Origin of the sequence: Virgibacillus indicus, from assembly GCF_002266285.1 — a bacterium.
GTDB lineage: Bacteria > Bacillota > Bacilli > Bacillales > Amphibacillaceae > Virgibacillus_K > Virgibacillus_K indicus.
In genome coordinates this window covers 185,725-199,678 of the sequence record NZ_NPMS01000002.1, presented here as the reverse complement: position 1 = coordinate 199,678, position 13,954 = coordinate 185,725, and the positions used below count along the sequence as shown (strand labels likewise).

Sequence of the window (13,954 nt, the reverse complement as noted above, 5' to 3'; positions counted from 1 at the left end):
GACTGCATGAACGTTGAAAGTATTAATAGAAAAGTAAAAAATCATTCACCATCAATTCTAGGGCTATCTGATTTTGCAAAATTTGCGGTATTTCTGCCACTGATCCAAAAGGAAGATGGACTCCACATCCTTTTTGAAATACGCTCCCACAGGTTAAGAAGACAGCCTGGAGAGATTTGCTTTCCTGGAGGCAGAATTGATAAAGAAGATAAAACCGATCAAATGGCTGCTATAAGAGAGACACAGGAGGAATTAGGAATCCTTAGAGAGCAAATTTCTGATGTTTCTCCTCTTGATTATTTCGTTTCTCCATTTGGTATGATTATTTACCCCCATGTCGGGTTTATAGAAGATGATCACTTGATTGACCCCAACCCTGATGAGGTTGCGGAAGTTTTTACAGTTCCACTATCCTTTTTCCTGAACACAAAACCACGAATTCATTATGTAAATGCCAGAATCGAACCGGAGGCAGATTTTCCTTTTGAACTGATAGCAGGTGGCGAGGATTATAACTGGCGGACGAATAAAATTGATGAGTATTTTTATATCTATGAGGACAAAGTTATCTGGGGACTGACAGCAAAAATTCTAGCTCATTTTATTGAGATGATTCGGTGATGGGAAAGGTTGATGGTTAAAGAGAGCCTAATATTAGTGCTCTATATGACTAATTCCAGCCCGGAGAAAGCAAGAAGTCCACGTAGAGGTGCTCAATATGACGATCTCCTATAGACAGAATGAGAGAAGGTCACGAAGAGATACTCCATGTACAAACTACCCGCGCTGTGAAAAAGTCCAATAGAACCTGACTCCAAAGTATTAATAATGCTGCCCTTTTTATCGAACTCGCCGGAAGCTGAGAGTATCCTTCCAGAAAGAACAGTCCGGGGCTAATCTGCCCAGGACTGTTTTTCAGGTTCACTAATTGCGATTATAGTTATTGTTCCTTAGCTGCCAATGCCTGTTCATACTCCTTTTTGATCCGGTGCAGGAGCTCAAAGTCTGTCAGTAATTTATAGCCTGTTGCTGCAAGTGCTTTTGCTCCAGTTATAATAGCTTTATCACCAAGCTCTGATTTTGCTGCTTCCCGGAATTCATCGGTGTGTGCGATGAGATCGTCTGGTCCAATTTTAATATGTCCATGGGCGGTTGGTACTTCATAGCTGATATTTCCAGCATCTGTTGACCCTCCGCCTTTTCGTTTCTCAGTGTGAACAACTTCACCAAGGGAATCCAGCTCTGTATGGAGTACATCATCCAATACGGAATTGAGAACGAAATCCTTTACTTCATTTTGAAAACGCTCGATTTTGACTGTTGCTCCAGTTGCTAGTGCAGCGCCTTCTGCGATAGCGCGAACCTTTGCTGAAGTTTCCTCGGTTTTTTTCCAGGATTCTGCACGGATGTAGAAACGTGCTGCAGCGTATTCTGGTATGATGTTTGGTGCATCCCCGCCATGTGTGATAATGCCATGAATCCTGACGTCTGTTGGCAGCTGCTGACGAAGTGCGCTGATTCCATTGAACAGCTGGATTACTGCATCGAGTGCATTAATGCCCTTTTCCGGTGCCCCGGCAGCATGTGCTGGTTTTCCATAAAAATGAAAGTTTAATGGGTCAACTGCGAGAGAATCACCAGTCAGTGACGTTTTTCCTGAAGGATGAAGCATCAGCGCCACATCAACATCTTTTAAATAGCCATGTTTTACGAAACTGCCCTTTGCACTGCCATTTGGGCCACCTTCTTCGGCTGGTGTTCCAAGTACAAGGACACGACCTCCTGTTTCAGGCAATGCTTCTGCTAAAGCTATTCCTGCTGCAACACTGGTTGTGCCAATAATGTTGTGGCCGCAAGCATGGCCAAGTCCAGGAAGAGCATCATATTCGGCGAGATAGGCAATCGTTGGGCCTTCTTTTCCACTGTCCTTTACTGCGTAAAAGGAGGTTTCATGTCCGGCAACTGCCGTTTTTACGTCAAAGCCGGCATTTCTCAATGTTTCTACATGCTTGGCACTTGCAAAAACTTCCTCATTTCCAATTTCTGGATTGGCATGGATTTCCTGGCTTGTTTGAATATATTGCTCCTGGTTTTCCTCAATGGATTTAAACAATAATTCCCTTCGATTTTTTACTGTGCTCATTTAAAATTCCTCCCTTTTATTTTTTTAATGCTTCAAATGCTTTATCCAATTGTTCCTGTGTTAATTTCACAAGGAATGAGCCGCCGTTTGTATCATCCTTAATTGCCTGTTCAATATCTTCCTCCTGGTAAAGCTCAACAATACGCTTGTATGTCTCGTTATCCTTATCTTCGCCGCGTGCTGCAATGATGTTGACATATGGATGTGTTGCTTCCCCCTCTGCATCCTCGATGTAGATTGGATCTTCGCCTGGTGAGAAGCCTGCCTGACCGGCAACACCATTATTAATAACAGAAGCGGTTACGTCAGGTAATACTCTTGGTGTCTGCTGTGCTGTCATTGGAATAATCTCAAGATTCAGTGGGTTTTCCGCAATTTTCGATGGGTCTCCAAACATTCCAAAATCTTCTGCTAATGTAATCAGTTCAGCACTTTCAAGCAGTCTTAGAGAGCGTGCCTGGTTGGATGGATCATCCGGGATTGCAATTTTATCCCCTTCTTTAATTTCAGAAACATCACTGATTTTTTCAGAATACATGCCGATCGGTGCAAGCATTGTTGAGCCAATTGGGACAATGTCTTCACCACTTTCTTTCACGTACTGTCCAAGAAAAGCGATGTGCTGGAATGCATTGATATCAATGTCCCCCTGAGCCAAGGCGTTATTTGGCAATGTATAATCCTGAAATTCGATAAGCTCGATTTCAATGCCTTCCTCAGCAGCCTTTTCTTTCAAAAGTGGCCATTGTACTCCATCTGATCCGTTTACCCCAATTGTAACTTTAACTGTTTCGTCGTCGCTGCTGGCACTTGTACTTCCACAGGCTGCCAGAAGTAAGAGAGCTATTGCTAACGCGAAAATCCATAATTTTTTCATCAAAAATTCCTCCTCGTTTAAGTTGATTAAAATGATCTGTTTACTTTAAAAATTAGTTAACGCCGCATTATTTTTTTTGAGAGTGTATTTCCAATCCATTGTGCAAGCTGTACCATGACAATCAAGATAATAACCGTGACGAGCATGACACTGCCGTCGAATCGCTGATAGCCGTAGGTCATGGCTATGTGTCCGAGGCCCCCGCCGCCAACTGTTCCGGCAACTGCCGAGAAATCTATCAGACTGACAGATACGAAGGTAAGCCCTAAAATCAGCGGCCCTAGTGCTTCTGGAATTAATATTGTGAAAATGATCCTTAGCGGACTGGCTCCCATTGCCTGTGCTGCTTCAATAACTCCAGGATCGATGCTGACAAGATTGTTCTCAACAACCCTGGCTATTGTAAAGCTTGCCACAATGGTCATTGGGAAAATTGCTGCTGCCGTTCCGATGGTTGTGCCGACTACTATTCTGGTTAACTGGGAAATGGCAACAAGGAAAATGATGAAAGGTACCGGCCGTATGATATTAATGATGAAATTCAGGATTTGAAAAATAAGCTTACTTTCCAAAATGTTATTTTCTCTTGTGACGAAAAGCAGCAAGCCCATGGTGATACCAATAATAGAGCCGAAAATTAGTGTAGCAACAACCATTGTCAATGTTTCACCAGTTGCTTCCACAATTCGTGGCCAGAATGTACTCCAATCAACCTTCATGTGAATAAACCTCCTCCAGCTCAACTAATTTATGTAAATCGCTGAGCGTATTCTTAACTGCGTCTGCTTCGCCAATGAAGGAGACAATCAGATTTCCAAACAATCTTTCCTGCAGTTCGCGAACAGCTCCATAAACGATATTGAAGTCAACGTTGTTTTTCTTGGTAACCGTTGATAACACAGGATCATTTGCCACATCACCTTTGAATATCACACGATACAGCTTGCCACCACCACCTGCCCGCCATTCTTCCAAAACCTGATCAGATGGCAGCTCCTGCTGAACGGAACGAATGAATCGTTTCGTGGTTTCATGCTGTGGTTCGGTGAATGTTTCAAATACATTGCCGGACTCAATGACTTCCCCGTTTTCCATTACTGCTACTTTGTCGCAGATGGACTGGATGACATGCATTTCATGGGTGATCAGTAAAATAGTGATCCCTAAATCACGGTTTACCTTTTTCAGTAATCTCAGAATGTCAGCAGTTGTATCAGGATCGAGTGCCGAGGTTGCTTCATCACAGATAAGAATATCTGGAGAGGTGGCAAGTGCCCTGGCGATGCCAACACGCTGCTTCTGCCCGCCGGAGAGTTGATCCGGATAATCCTTTGCCTTTTCTGCCAGGCCAACGAAATTAAGCAGCTCCTGTACACGTTTATTGATTTCCTTTTTTGAGCCACCAGCCAATTTCAATGGATAGGCAACATTGCCGGCGACCGTTCGTGAGTTAAAGAGGTTGAAATTTTGAAAGATCATGCCGATATTTCTGCGCCTTGTCCGTAAATCCTTGGGAGACAGCTTACTGACGTCTATGTCCTGAATCAGCACACTTCCGGCAGTTGGACGTTCCAGCATGTTTACCAGGCGAAGCAATGTACTTTTTCCCGCTCCACTGAAGCCAATGATGCCGAATATATCTCCTTTCTCAACAGATAGGGAAACATCCTTTACTGCTTTTACCTCGCGCTTTCCAAGACGAAAGGTCTTTGATACATTTTTAAATTCAATCATGTGCTGACCTCCTGAAACGTTGTTCAAAACTTGTGTGATATAATTTTTAATAGAACGAAAAAACCCTTCTTTTTCTAATATAGATAAGAAAAAGAAGGGTTCTATGTAAGAAACCATCTCGTTCTCATCTGTCAAATGCTAAAAGCATCTGCTGGAATTGGCACAGTATTCAATAATGAACCTGTTGCCGAGACATCTTTGGGCCAGTCCCTCAGTCTCTCTTGATAAGAATTGATGTGTTGCTATTTATTTGTTTGTTTTAAGAATTAAATATAAGTCTATAGTGGTTTCCAGTGGAAGTCAATGAATTTTTTAAAGTAAAATAATTCTGACTAATGGATGCGCTTTCAAATTAAGGTTACCCGTAAAAAAGCCGGAGCCTGTGTCAGTGACAGGTTCCAGCTTACTTTTTAAGGTTTTGGCATGAGATTTATGAGTTGTATTTCTTTAGTTGAAAGATAATACCCTAAAGTTGAGAGATGACCTTCAAAAGTTGAGAGGGGAAGTAAGATAGTTGAGAGAAATAGAAATTGTACAGGATTATCTCTCGACTTCAACAGAAGTTCTCTCAAGTACAAGCTGTTAACTCTCAACTATTCCGATTTATCTCTCAAGTTCCAGCCCGCCAGCCTGTAAATAGACCACCTAAAATATACAGTCCCTAACCTATTTCGTATAATTATCAAAATACCCCTGAATAAACACAATCGGAGTACCTTTATCGCCGCTTCCGGATGTTAAATCAGAAAGCGAGCCGATGAGATCTGTCAGCTTTCTTGGAGTGGTCCCTTGAGCTTCCATTGCGCCTACAAGGTCTGCCTCTTTATTATCGATATACTTGGAAATCGCCTGCTGCAGTTCTTCTCCTCTTAATTCAGAGAAATTGTTATCTGCAAGGTATTTTAATTTTACTTCATTTGGGGTACCGTCAAGTCCTGGCGTATATGCAGGAGAAACAACTGGATCTGCGAGCTCCCAGATTTTCCCTACAGGATCTTTGAAGGCGCCATCCCCATAAATCATAACTTCTATGTCTTTTCCAGTTTTTTCTTTGAGTTTTTTCTGAATGTTGTCGACCACTGGCTGACATTCCCGTGGGAAAAGCTTAATATTATCTTCTGTTGATTTATTGGAACCAAGCAGACCGTATTGCTCATTATAGCCGCTTCCGTTCACAGACTCTTTTAGAATATCATCAAGGCCATACACTTTTTCTCCGCCATTATTTATTAAAATTCGTTTTGTTCTGAATCGGGAGTGGATATCACAAGTAAGTACACTTTTTGTGTAATCCAAAATGGTTTTCGCATTATTGGAGAAAATAACTTCACACTCAATGCCAAATTCCTCAACTAATGATTTATAGTATTCGATGTAATCAACACCGGTAAATGTATGTTTAATAAATCCAAAATAATCACGGAATTGTTTTTCTGTAAGGACATCTGTCCAGGGGTTTACCCCTTTTTCATCAAGCAGATCAATGTCCACTAAGTGGTTGCCTACCTCGTCTGAAGGATAGCTGAGCATTAAAACAATCTTTTTTGCTCCTTTTGCAATCCCGCGCAGTAAATTAGAAAAGCGATTCCGGCTCAGGATGGGAAACAGTACGCCGATTGTGTCATCCCCAAACTTTGAACGTACATCTTGTGCAATAGCTTCAGTTTTCGCATAGTTACCCTGTGCACGGGCGACTATTGACTCTGTTAATGTCACAATATCTTTGTCATTTATGTCAAAGCCTTCCACTTCAGATGCTTTCAACACGCTATCTACAACTATTTCTTCGATATTATCCCCTTCATTGATGATCGGGCAGCGGAGACCTCTGATAACTGTTCCGACTACTCTTTCCATACAACCGCCTCCTAGAGCTGGTATAATTATATAAGTTGTGTCAACTTGTAATATACAACATTTTAGTGGTATAAGTAAACTAAGAGTATCTTAAAAAATGTTCGGTTTTTCAGAAATTTTTCGAGAAGGAGGCAGTCTTTTGGATATAAATATTAGTAAAAACCTGATAAAAGAACAATGCGGAGCTGTCTCTTATAAAAGCGGAGAGAATTTTTACCGTTCAAATAAAGTTACATTACTAAATCATGACCAGGATTATTGTAAGGCTGTGGTAGCAGGGAAAGAGGAAGACTTCTATGTAACGGTCCAGAAAAGAAGTGAGGGAGGTTTTCGTTCGGAATGCACCTGTCCGAAACTGGCTTCTGTAAAAACAGAATGTCAGCATGTTGCAGCTGTATTGTTGCTGCTTTATGATCTGCAGCAGAAGAAAAATGGGAATCCGTCGCTGACGGATGATGTACTGAGCCTTTTTCAGAATCAGCCAAAGCGATCCACAGAGGAACAGCTTCATTTTGAAGAAAGAAAAGTGCTTCATCCAGCATTTACCTGCAGGCCTGTTATGCTGAGCGATGGCAGTCGTTTGTTGGGAATCGAAATTAATTTTGGACCAATCAAGGTACATGCGATCCGGAAATTTCTTGAGAGGCTGAAGACTGGAGATAAGCACAGGCTCTCTGCTTCCTTTATCTATGATCCGGAGCTTCACTGCTTTTCACGTGATACAAATGCTGTAATTAGGCAGCTGATGCAAATTGTTGATGATGAAAAAAGCTATCTCGCTGAAGAAGTGGAAAACAGGCAATTGCTGCTCATCCCACCATCCTCCTGGGAAAAATTACAGCCCCTGCTTACAGCTGCGCCATTCGTAAAGCTGGAATACGGCGGGAGAACCTATGAAGGGTTGAACTTGTCTGATCAGAAGCTGCCGTTGAAATTTTATTTTTTAAAAAATGATGGGCAAGACTATCAGCTGAAGATTAATGGGCTTTACCAGCTCGTTGTCATGGAGCCTTACAGCATTGTTCTAGCAGACGGTATATTTCATCAACTTTTAGTAGAGGATTGCAAACGGCTTTCCGAATTAAAGCAAATGCTTGAGAAAACTGAGGCGAGTCAGATTCCAATTTCCAAGGATCAGCTGAATCCTTTTTTGGAAAAAACAATAGCTAGCCTGAAAAAATTAGGCGAAGTTAGCATAGAGGAAGAGGTTTCAGGGCAGTTCAGCAAGCCCCCGCTGGCTGCCAAGCTGTACCTGGATCGCCTGAAAAACCGTCTGCTTGCAAGTCTCGAGTTCCACTATGAAAATATCGTTATCAATCCGGCAGACAGCAGGAAGAATCAATCGGCTGACCTGATTTTCCGTGATCTGGAAAAAGAAAAAATTATATTAGATTTGATGGAAGAAAGCTCCTTTACAAAAACAGAAGAGAGTTATTTCCTGCATCATGAGGAGCTGGAATATGAATTTTTGTATCATATTCTGCCAGAGCTGCAAAAGCATGTTAATGTCTATGCCACCACGGCTGTAAGAACAAGGATTGTCAAAAAGAATACGCCTCCAAAGATCAATGTAAAGATTAAAAAGGAGCGAACCAATTGGCTGGAATTCAAATTTTCGATGGATGGTATTCCTGAAAAGGATATACGTGAGTTGCTGCAGGCTGTAGAAGAAAAACGAAAATATTACCGCCTGAGGGATGGCTCATTGCTTTCACTGGAAACAAGGGAGTATCAAGAGATTCAACGATTTCTTAATGCTGTGCCAAAACAGGATGAGGATCTGGAAAAAGGACTGAATTACCCTGTCATCGAGGGTCTCAGGGTTCTTGATTCAATGGATGACCAAAATATTTTCACATTAAAAAAATCCTTCCATCAATTCCTGGAGAAAATTATAAATCCAGATGATAAAGCATTTAAGGTGCCAGAAAGCCTTGAGCCAATCCTTCGCAATTATCAAAAGCATGGGTATATATGGTTGAAAACACTTGCAAGCTATGGTTTTGGCGGAATTTTGGCAGATGATATGGGACTTGGAAAAACCCTGCAAAGTATTACCTATATCCTATCAGAGCTGAAGGCCATACGTAAAAGTAAGCTGCCTGTGCTGATTGTTTGCCCATCATCGCTAATGTATAACTGGCTGAATGAAATTGATACTTTCACACCTGAGCTGCAGGCTTCCATTATCGATGGAAGCAAGGCGAAGCGTCTTGATATACAGAAAAGTGTGCTCGAAAAGGACGTGGTGATTACATCGTATCCACTGCTGAGAAAGGATATCAAATGGTTTGAGAAGCAAAACTTCCATACCGTGTTTTTCGATGAGGCACAGGCCTTTAAAAATCCGATTACCCAAACGGCCAGAGCGGTGAAGCGAATCCAGGCAAGTCACCGTTTTGGACTTACAGGCACTCCTGTAGAGAACTCACTTGAAGAGCTATGGTCGATATTCCATGTTGTTTTTCCGGAACTTTTCCAAGGGTTAAGGGAATATAGTCATCTGACAAAAGCTAAAATTTCCAGGAGAATTCAGCCATTTTTACTTCGCAGATTAAAAGAGGATGTACTTTCAGAGCTTCCTGAAAAAATCGAATCACTCGAATCTGTGCAGCTGCTGCCAGATCAGAAGAAGCTGTATGCTGCTTATTTGGCGAAATTAAAGGTTGACACATTAAAGCATCTGGACAAAGAGACATTCAGGAAAAATCGTATTAAAATACTTGCAGGCCTGACGAGACTAAGGCAGATCTGCTGCCATCCAGCATTGTTTGTTGACGGTTATGAAGGAAGCTCAGCAAAATTTGATCAACTGCTGCGAATACTGGAGGAATCCATGCTTTCCGGCAGAAGAGTTTTGATTTTTTCCCAGTTTACAAAAATGCTTGATATTATTGGCAGAGAGCTTGCGGGTCAAGGGCTGCCGTTTTTCTATCTTGATGGACAAACCCCGGCAGAGGAGCGGGTGGAAATATGCAATCGATTTAACACAGGCGAGCGTGATTTATTTCTGATTTCCCTGAAAGCAGGTGGAACCGGACTCAACTTAACCGGTGCGGATACAGTAATTTTATATGATCTATGGTGGAACCCTGCAGTTGAAGAGCAGGCGGCTGATCGTGCACACCGTATGGGACAAAAGCATGCGGTTCAGGTCATCAAACTCGTTTCCCGTGGGACAATTGAAGAAAAAATGAATGAGCTGCAGGAGAAAAAGAGACATTTGATTGAAGAAATTATTGATCCAGGAGACAAGGGAGCTTCTGTGCTTACGGAGGAAGATATACGGGAATTATTGATGATATAGCTTGAAGGGTTAATTTTTTATATTAGTTGTGCGAAACCTTTTAAAAGTCGCGCGATATCCCAATAAAGTAGAGACAACGCGCGACTTTATGTGGTTGTCGCACGACTTAGACTGTCCTAACTTTTCCAGAAGAAAGGAACTACCTCCGAGCTCAGCAATTTTTTTTCAATGAAGAAGGTAATAAAGGCCAGTGCCTAATATGTAAATCCTTCTTAAAAACGCAGCATGCAGTCGCTTTGCCGTGTCGATGTTTTTATTGTATAAAATTTCTCCAGTTTAACGTATAATTAACGTTAAGACTTTTCGTATCTGTACCAGATATAACAAGATTGTCTGTAAGGAAGGGACTTTATGACGGAAGAAAATATTACGCGAATACATATAGATGATAAAGAATTTATTCTGATTGGAACCGCCCATGTGTCAAAACACAGTGCTGAACAGGTGAAAGATGTTATCGAGGCAGAAAAGCCGGATTCCGTCTGTATCGAATTGGATGAGCAACGATACCAGTCGATTAAAGAAGGCAATAAATGGAAGAATATGGATATTTTTAAGGTTATAAAAGAAAAGAAAGCATCCTTGCTGCTGATGAACCTGGCAATTTCTTCGTTTCAAAAACGGATGGCCGATCAATTTGACATAAAGCCCGGTCAGGAAATGATTCAGGGGATCGAGTCGGCAAATACAATTGATGCAGAACTTGTGCTGGCAGACAGAAATATCCAGACAACCTTTGCCCGGATCTGGGGCAGTATTGGAATTAAAGGGAAAGCTATTCTGCTTATGCAAGTGATTGCCAGTATTTTCAGTAAAGAGAGTATTACAGAAGAAGAACTGGAAAAAATGAAATCACAGGATACAATCAATACCATCCTTAATGAATTTACAGAAACCTTTCCAAAATTAAAGACTCCCTTAATAGATGAGCGGGATCAGTATTTATCACAGAAAATTAAGGATGCCCCGGGGAAGAAGGTGGTTGCTGTTCTTGGTGCTGCCCATGTTCCCGGGATTACGAAGGAAATTAGAAAGAATCATGATCTAGCTAAATTGAACAGACTGCCTAAAAAATCGAAGACACCTAAAATAATTGGCTGGTCAATTCCGATCATCATTCTTGCGCTTATCGCCTATACCTTTTATGCAAATCCAACTGCAGGAATTCAGCAGACAATCAGCTGGGTGATCTGGAATGGATCCTTATCAGCAATTGGAGCTGCAATTGCATTGGGACACCCGCTGACCATACTGACAGCATTTGTTGCTGCACCGATAACGTCATTAAATCCGCTTCTTGCGGCAGGATGGTTTGCAGGCATTGTACAGGCCTATATCAAACGGCCGAATGTAGGTGATTTCGAAAATCTTACCAATGATGTTTTTACATTAAAGGGCTTTTGGAATAATAAAGTAACACGGGTTTTGCTTGTAGTCGTTTTGGCTAATCTGGGAAGCTCACTCGGAACATTTATTGGCGGTGCGGATGTTATTAGACTGTTTATTGAAAATTTATAGGGAAATAATGGGGCCTCTTCTGCTGTGGACTGTGGAAGGGGTTTTCTTATAATTTTCCACTAATCCTGAGAGAAAAATGTTAATAGTTAAGAGAAAATGGTGTAAAGTTGAGAGATATCCGGCTGGTGTTGAGAGGTAATTGAATTTTTCTTTGTTTTCTCTCATAGTAACTGCTTTATTTCTCAACTTCCTCTGAGCTTGATATCTCTCCACAGAAGCCTTTCACATCATGTACCAACATTTTCTGGCCAAAAAAAGAACCGTTTTCCCATTTAGATGGACCACGATTCTTGTGTTTGATTCGATATAATTTCTCTTTCTTCGTTTTTGTCTTACGTGTACGTAAATCAAGCTGTGTAAAAGGACTTCTGCCAACTTCTGGATTCAGCCGGCCTTCGCGTGCTAATTTTTCCCGATGCTTCACTGCTTTAGATTTTGCCATGTGATCATCCTCCTCAATATTATTGGTTCCTATTATACATAATTCATGAAGTTATCGGTAGGTATTAAAAAAATAGAACTGAAACTATCCGGCATGATAAAGCCCATTTCCGCATAACATGTATAAATCGCTACCTTGATGGAGGGAGTATAATGGATATACTAAACAAAGTTAAGAGTTATAGAGAAGAAGAAAGACAGCTGAAGTGGGAAGGTACTTTCTCGGATTATTTGGAAATTGTGAGTCAACGGCCAGAGGTAGCCCAAACTGCACATTCCCGTGTATATAATATGATAAAAAGCTCAGGCTTATCAGAGAAAGACGGACAAAAAATGTATGATTTTTTTGGGGAGGAAATATTTGGGCTGGAAGAGGCGATTGAACGACTTGTTGAGGAATACTTTCACCCTTCCGCGAAACGGCTTGATGTTCGTAAACGTGTTTTATTATTAATGGGACCCGTAAGTGGGGGGAAATCAACGATTGTAACGATGCTGAAACGGGGATTAGAGAAATATTCCCGGACAGAGGAGGGGGCGGTCTATGCGATTAAGGGCTGTCCAATGCATGAAGATCCACTTCATCTGATACCACAGCATTTAAGGGAGGATTTCGCTGAAGAATATGGCATACGGATTGAAGGAAGCTTATCACCACTGAATACGATGCGGCTTGAGAAGGAATATGGTGGGAGAATTGAAGATGTTGAAGTAGAACGGATTCTCTTGTCGGAGGATAAACGTGTCGGAATTGGAACATTTACACCGTCAGATCCAAAATCACAGGATATTGCCGATTTAACGGGAAGCATTGATTTTTCAACGATTGCCGAATTTGGTTCCGAATCAGATCCCCGCGCCTACCGCTTTGATGGTGAATTGAACAAGGCAAACCGCGGAATGATGGAGTTTCAGGAGATGCTGAAATGTGATGAGAAATTCCTCTGGCATCTGCTTTCCCTAACACAAGAAGGGAATTTTAAAGCAGGAAGATTTGCACTCATAAGTGCGGATGAGCTGATCGTAGCGCACACCAATGAAACAGAGTATCGCTCCTTCATTTCCAATAAAAAGAACGAAGCACTCCACTCTAGAATCATCGTTATGCCAATTCCGTATAACCTGAAAGTGAGTCAGGAAGAACGAATCTATCAAAAAATGATTCAGGAAAGTGATATGTCTCATGTTCATATTGCACCTCATGCATTACGAGTTGCAGCTATTTTTTCCATCCTGACGAGAATTAAAGATTCCAAGAAACAGGGTATTGATAATGTGAAGAAAATGCGGCTCTATGACGGGGAAAGTGTAGAAGGCTATAACCAGATAGATGTTGATGAATTGAAGAATGAGTTTTCAGATGAAGGTATGGATGGGATTGACCCAAGATATGTGATTAACCGGATTTCTTCAACGATAATCCGAAAAGAGGTTCCGGCAATTAATGCGCTTGATGTGCTAAGATCCCTGAAGGATGGGCTTGACCAGCATCCATCAATTTCACAGGAAGACAAAGAAAAATATATGAATTATATTGCTGTTGCCAGAAGAGAATATGATGAAATCGCCAAAAAGGAAATTCAGAAAGCATTTGTATATTCCTATGAAGAGTCAGCCAAAACACTCATGGATAATTACTTGGATAATGTGGAGGCATTTTGCAATAAGAATAAGATCCGCGATGTGTTGACAGGTGAAGAGATGAATCCGGATGAAAAGCTGATGCGTTCCATTGAGGAGCAGATTGGCATCTCAGAAAATGCGAAAAAGGCATTCAGGGAAGAAATTCTTATTCGTATTTCTGCCTTTGCTCGAAAAGGCAAGCGATTTGATTATAATTCCCATGAGCGTCTGCGGGAAGCTATTCAAAAGAAACTGTTTGCGGATCTGAAGGATGTCGTGAAAATTACCACCTCCTCCAAAACACCAGATGAGGAGCAGCTCAAGAAGATAAACGAAGTGGTTGCAAGGCTTATCGACGAATATGGCTATAATTCTATTTCTGCAAATGAATTACTGCGGTATGTAGGAAGCTTGCTTAATCGATAGGGAGTGAATATAAAAAAACAAGACTGAT

The 13,954-nt window shown here is 41.4% G+C and carries 10 protein-coding genes and 1 riboswitch; of the genes, 4 read left to right on the top strand and 6 right to left on the bottom strand.

Annotated features, from left to right (window positions below):
• The first annotated feature begins 6 nt into the window (after window positions 1–6).
• Entirely contained in the window at window positions 7–621 is a 615-nt protein-coding gene (locus tag CIL03_RS06645) for an NUDIX hydrolase (RefSeq protein WP_094884880.1), read from the top strand.
• A 319-nt stretch (window positions 622–940) separates the two neighbouring features.
• On the opposite strand, the gene CIL03_RS06640 is transcribed toward CIL03_RS06645, so the two are convergent.
• The 5 genes from CIL03_RS06640 to CIL03_RS06620 all read right to left on the bottom strand — a co-directional run bounded on the left by CIL03_RS06640 (window position 941) and on the right by CIL03_RS06620 (window position 6,611).
• Window positions 941–2,143, bottom strand: coding sequence for a M20 family metallopeptidase (locus CIL03_RS06640; RefSeq protein WP_094884877.1), 1,203 nt, complete (start codon window positions 2,141–2,143; stop codon window positions 941–943).
• Between the two features lie 16 nt (window positions 2,144–2,159).
• Window positions 2,160–3,020: a MetQ/NlpA family ABC transporter substrate-binding protein gene (locus tag CIL03_RS06635; RefSeq protein WP_094884874.1), complete on the bottom strand. Its 861-nt coding sequence runs from the start codon at window positions 3,018–3,020 to the stop codon at window positions 2,160–2,162.
• Between the two features lie 56 nt (window positions 3,021–3,076).
• On the bottom strand, window positions 3,077–3,739 hold the full coding sequence (locus CIL03_RS06630) for a methionine ABC transporter permease (RefSeq protein WP_094884871.1): 663 nt from the start codon (window positions 3,737–3,739) through the stop codon (window positions 3,077–3,079).
• Entirely contained in the window at window positions 3,729–4,754 is a 1,026-nt protein-coding gene (locus CIL03_RS06625; protein ID WP_094884868.1) for a methionine ABC transporter ATP-binding protein, read from the bottom strand. Before CIL03_RS06625 ends, CIL03_RS06630 begins: the two co-directional genes overlap by 11 nt.
• A 121-nt stretch (window positions 4,755–4,875) precedes the next feature.
• Window positions 4,876–4,985, bottom strand: a riboswitch (SAM riboswitch).
• A 435-nt stretch (window positions 4,986–5,420) separates the two neighbouring features.
• On the bottom strand, window positions 5,421–6,611 hold the full coding sequence (locus CIL03_RS06620; RefSeq protein ID WP_094884865.1) for a coenzyme F420-0:L-glutamate ligase: 1,191 nt from the start codon (window positions 6,609–6,611) through the stop codon (window positions 5,421–5,423).
• A gap of 139 nt (window positions 6,612–6,750) precedes the next feature.
• Here CIL03_RS06620 and CIL03_RS06615 point away from each other — a divergent pair, with 139 nt between their 5' ends.
• Entirely contained in the window at window positions 6,751–9,918 is a 3,168-nt protein-coding gene (locus CIL03_RS06615) for a DEAD/DEAH box helicase (RefSeq protein WP_094884862.1), read from the top strand.
• Window positions 9,919–10,269: 351 nt separating this feature from the next.
• Entirely contained in the window at window positions 10,270–11,436 is a 1,167-nt protein-coding gene (locus CIL03_RS06610; protein WP_094884860.1) for a TraB/GumN family protein, read from the top strand.
• A gap of 175 nt (window positions 11,437–11,611) precedes the next feature.
• Here the strand turns inward: CIL03_RS06610 and CIL03_RS06605 are convergent, their stop codons facing one another.
• Window positions 11,612–11,878, bottom strand: a complete 267-nt coding sequence (locus CIL03_RS06605) for a hypothetical protein (protein ID WP_094884857.1) — start codon at window positions 11,876–11,878, stop codon at window positions 11,612–11,614.
• A gap of 152 nt (window positions 11,879–12,030) precedes the next feature.
• On the opposite strand from CIL03_RS06605, the gene CIL03_RS06600 reads away from it, so the two are divergent.
• Window positions 12,031–13,926, top strand: coding sequence for a PrkA family serine protein kinase (locus tag CIL03_RS06600; RefSeq protein WP_094884855.1), 1,896 nt, complete (start codon window positions 12,031–12,033; stop codon window positions 13,924–13,926).
• Window positions 13,927–13,954 lie beyond the last annotated feature (28 nt).

What these genes read in the sequence shown, in the direction of transcription:
- CIL03_RS06645 (WP_094884880.1), top strand. Translation starts at nt 7, where the DNA reads ATGAACGTTGAAAGTATTAATAGAAAAGTAAAAAATCATTCACCATCA.
- CIL03_RS06640 (WP_094884877.1), bottom strand. Translation starts at nt 2,143, where the DNA reads ATGAGCACAGTAAAAAATCGAAGGGAATTATTGTTTAAATCCATTGAG.
- CIL03_RS06635 (WP_094884874.1), bottom strand. Translation starts at nt 3,020, where the DNA reads ATGAAAAAATTATGGATTTTCGCGTTAGCAATAGCTCTCTTACTTCTG.
- CIL03_RS06630 (WP_094884871.1), bottom strand. Translation starts at nt 3,739, where the DNA reads ATGAAGGTTGATTGGAGTACATTCTGGCCACGAATTGTGGAAGCAACT.
- CIL03_RS06625 (WP_094884868.1), bottom strand. Translation starts at nt 4,754, where the DNA reads ATGATTGAATTTAAAAATGTATCAAAGACCTTTCGTCTTGGAAAGCGC.
- CIL03_RS06620 (WP_094884865.1), bottom strand. Translation starts at nt 6,611, where the DNA reads ATGGAAAGAGTAGTCGGAACAGTTATCAGAGGTCTCCGCTGCCCGATC.
- CIL03_RS06610 (WP_094884860.1), top strand. Translation starts at nt 10,270, where the DNA reads ATGACGGAAGAAAATATTACGCGAATACATATAGATGATAAAGAATTT.
- CIL03_RS06605 (WP_094884857.1), bottom strand. Translation starts at nt 11,878, where the DNA reads ATGGCAAAATCTAAAGCAGTGAAGCATCGGGAAAAATTAGCACGCGAA.
- CIL03_RS06600 (WP_094884855.1), top strand. Translation starts at nt 12,031, where the DNA reads ATGGATATACTAAACAAAGTTAAGAGTTATAGAGAAGAAGAAAGACAG.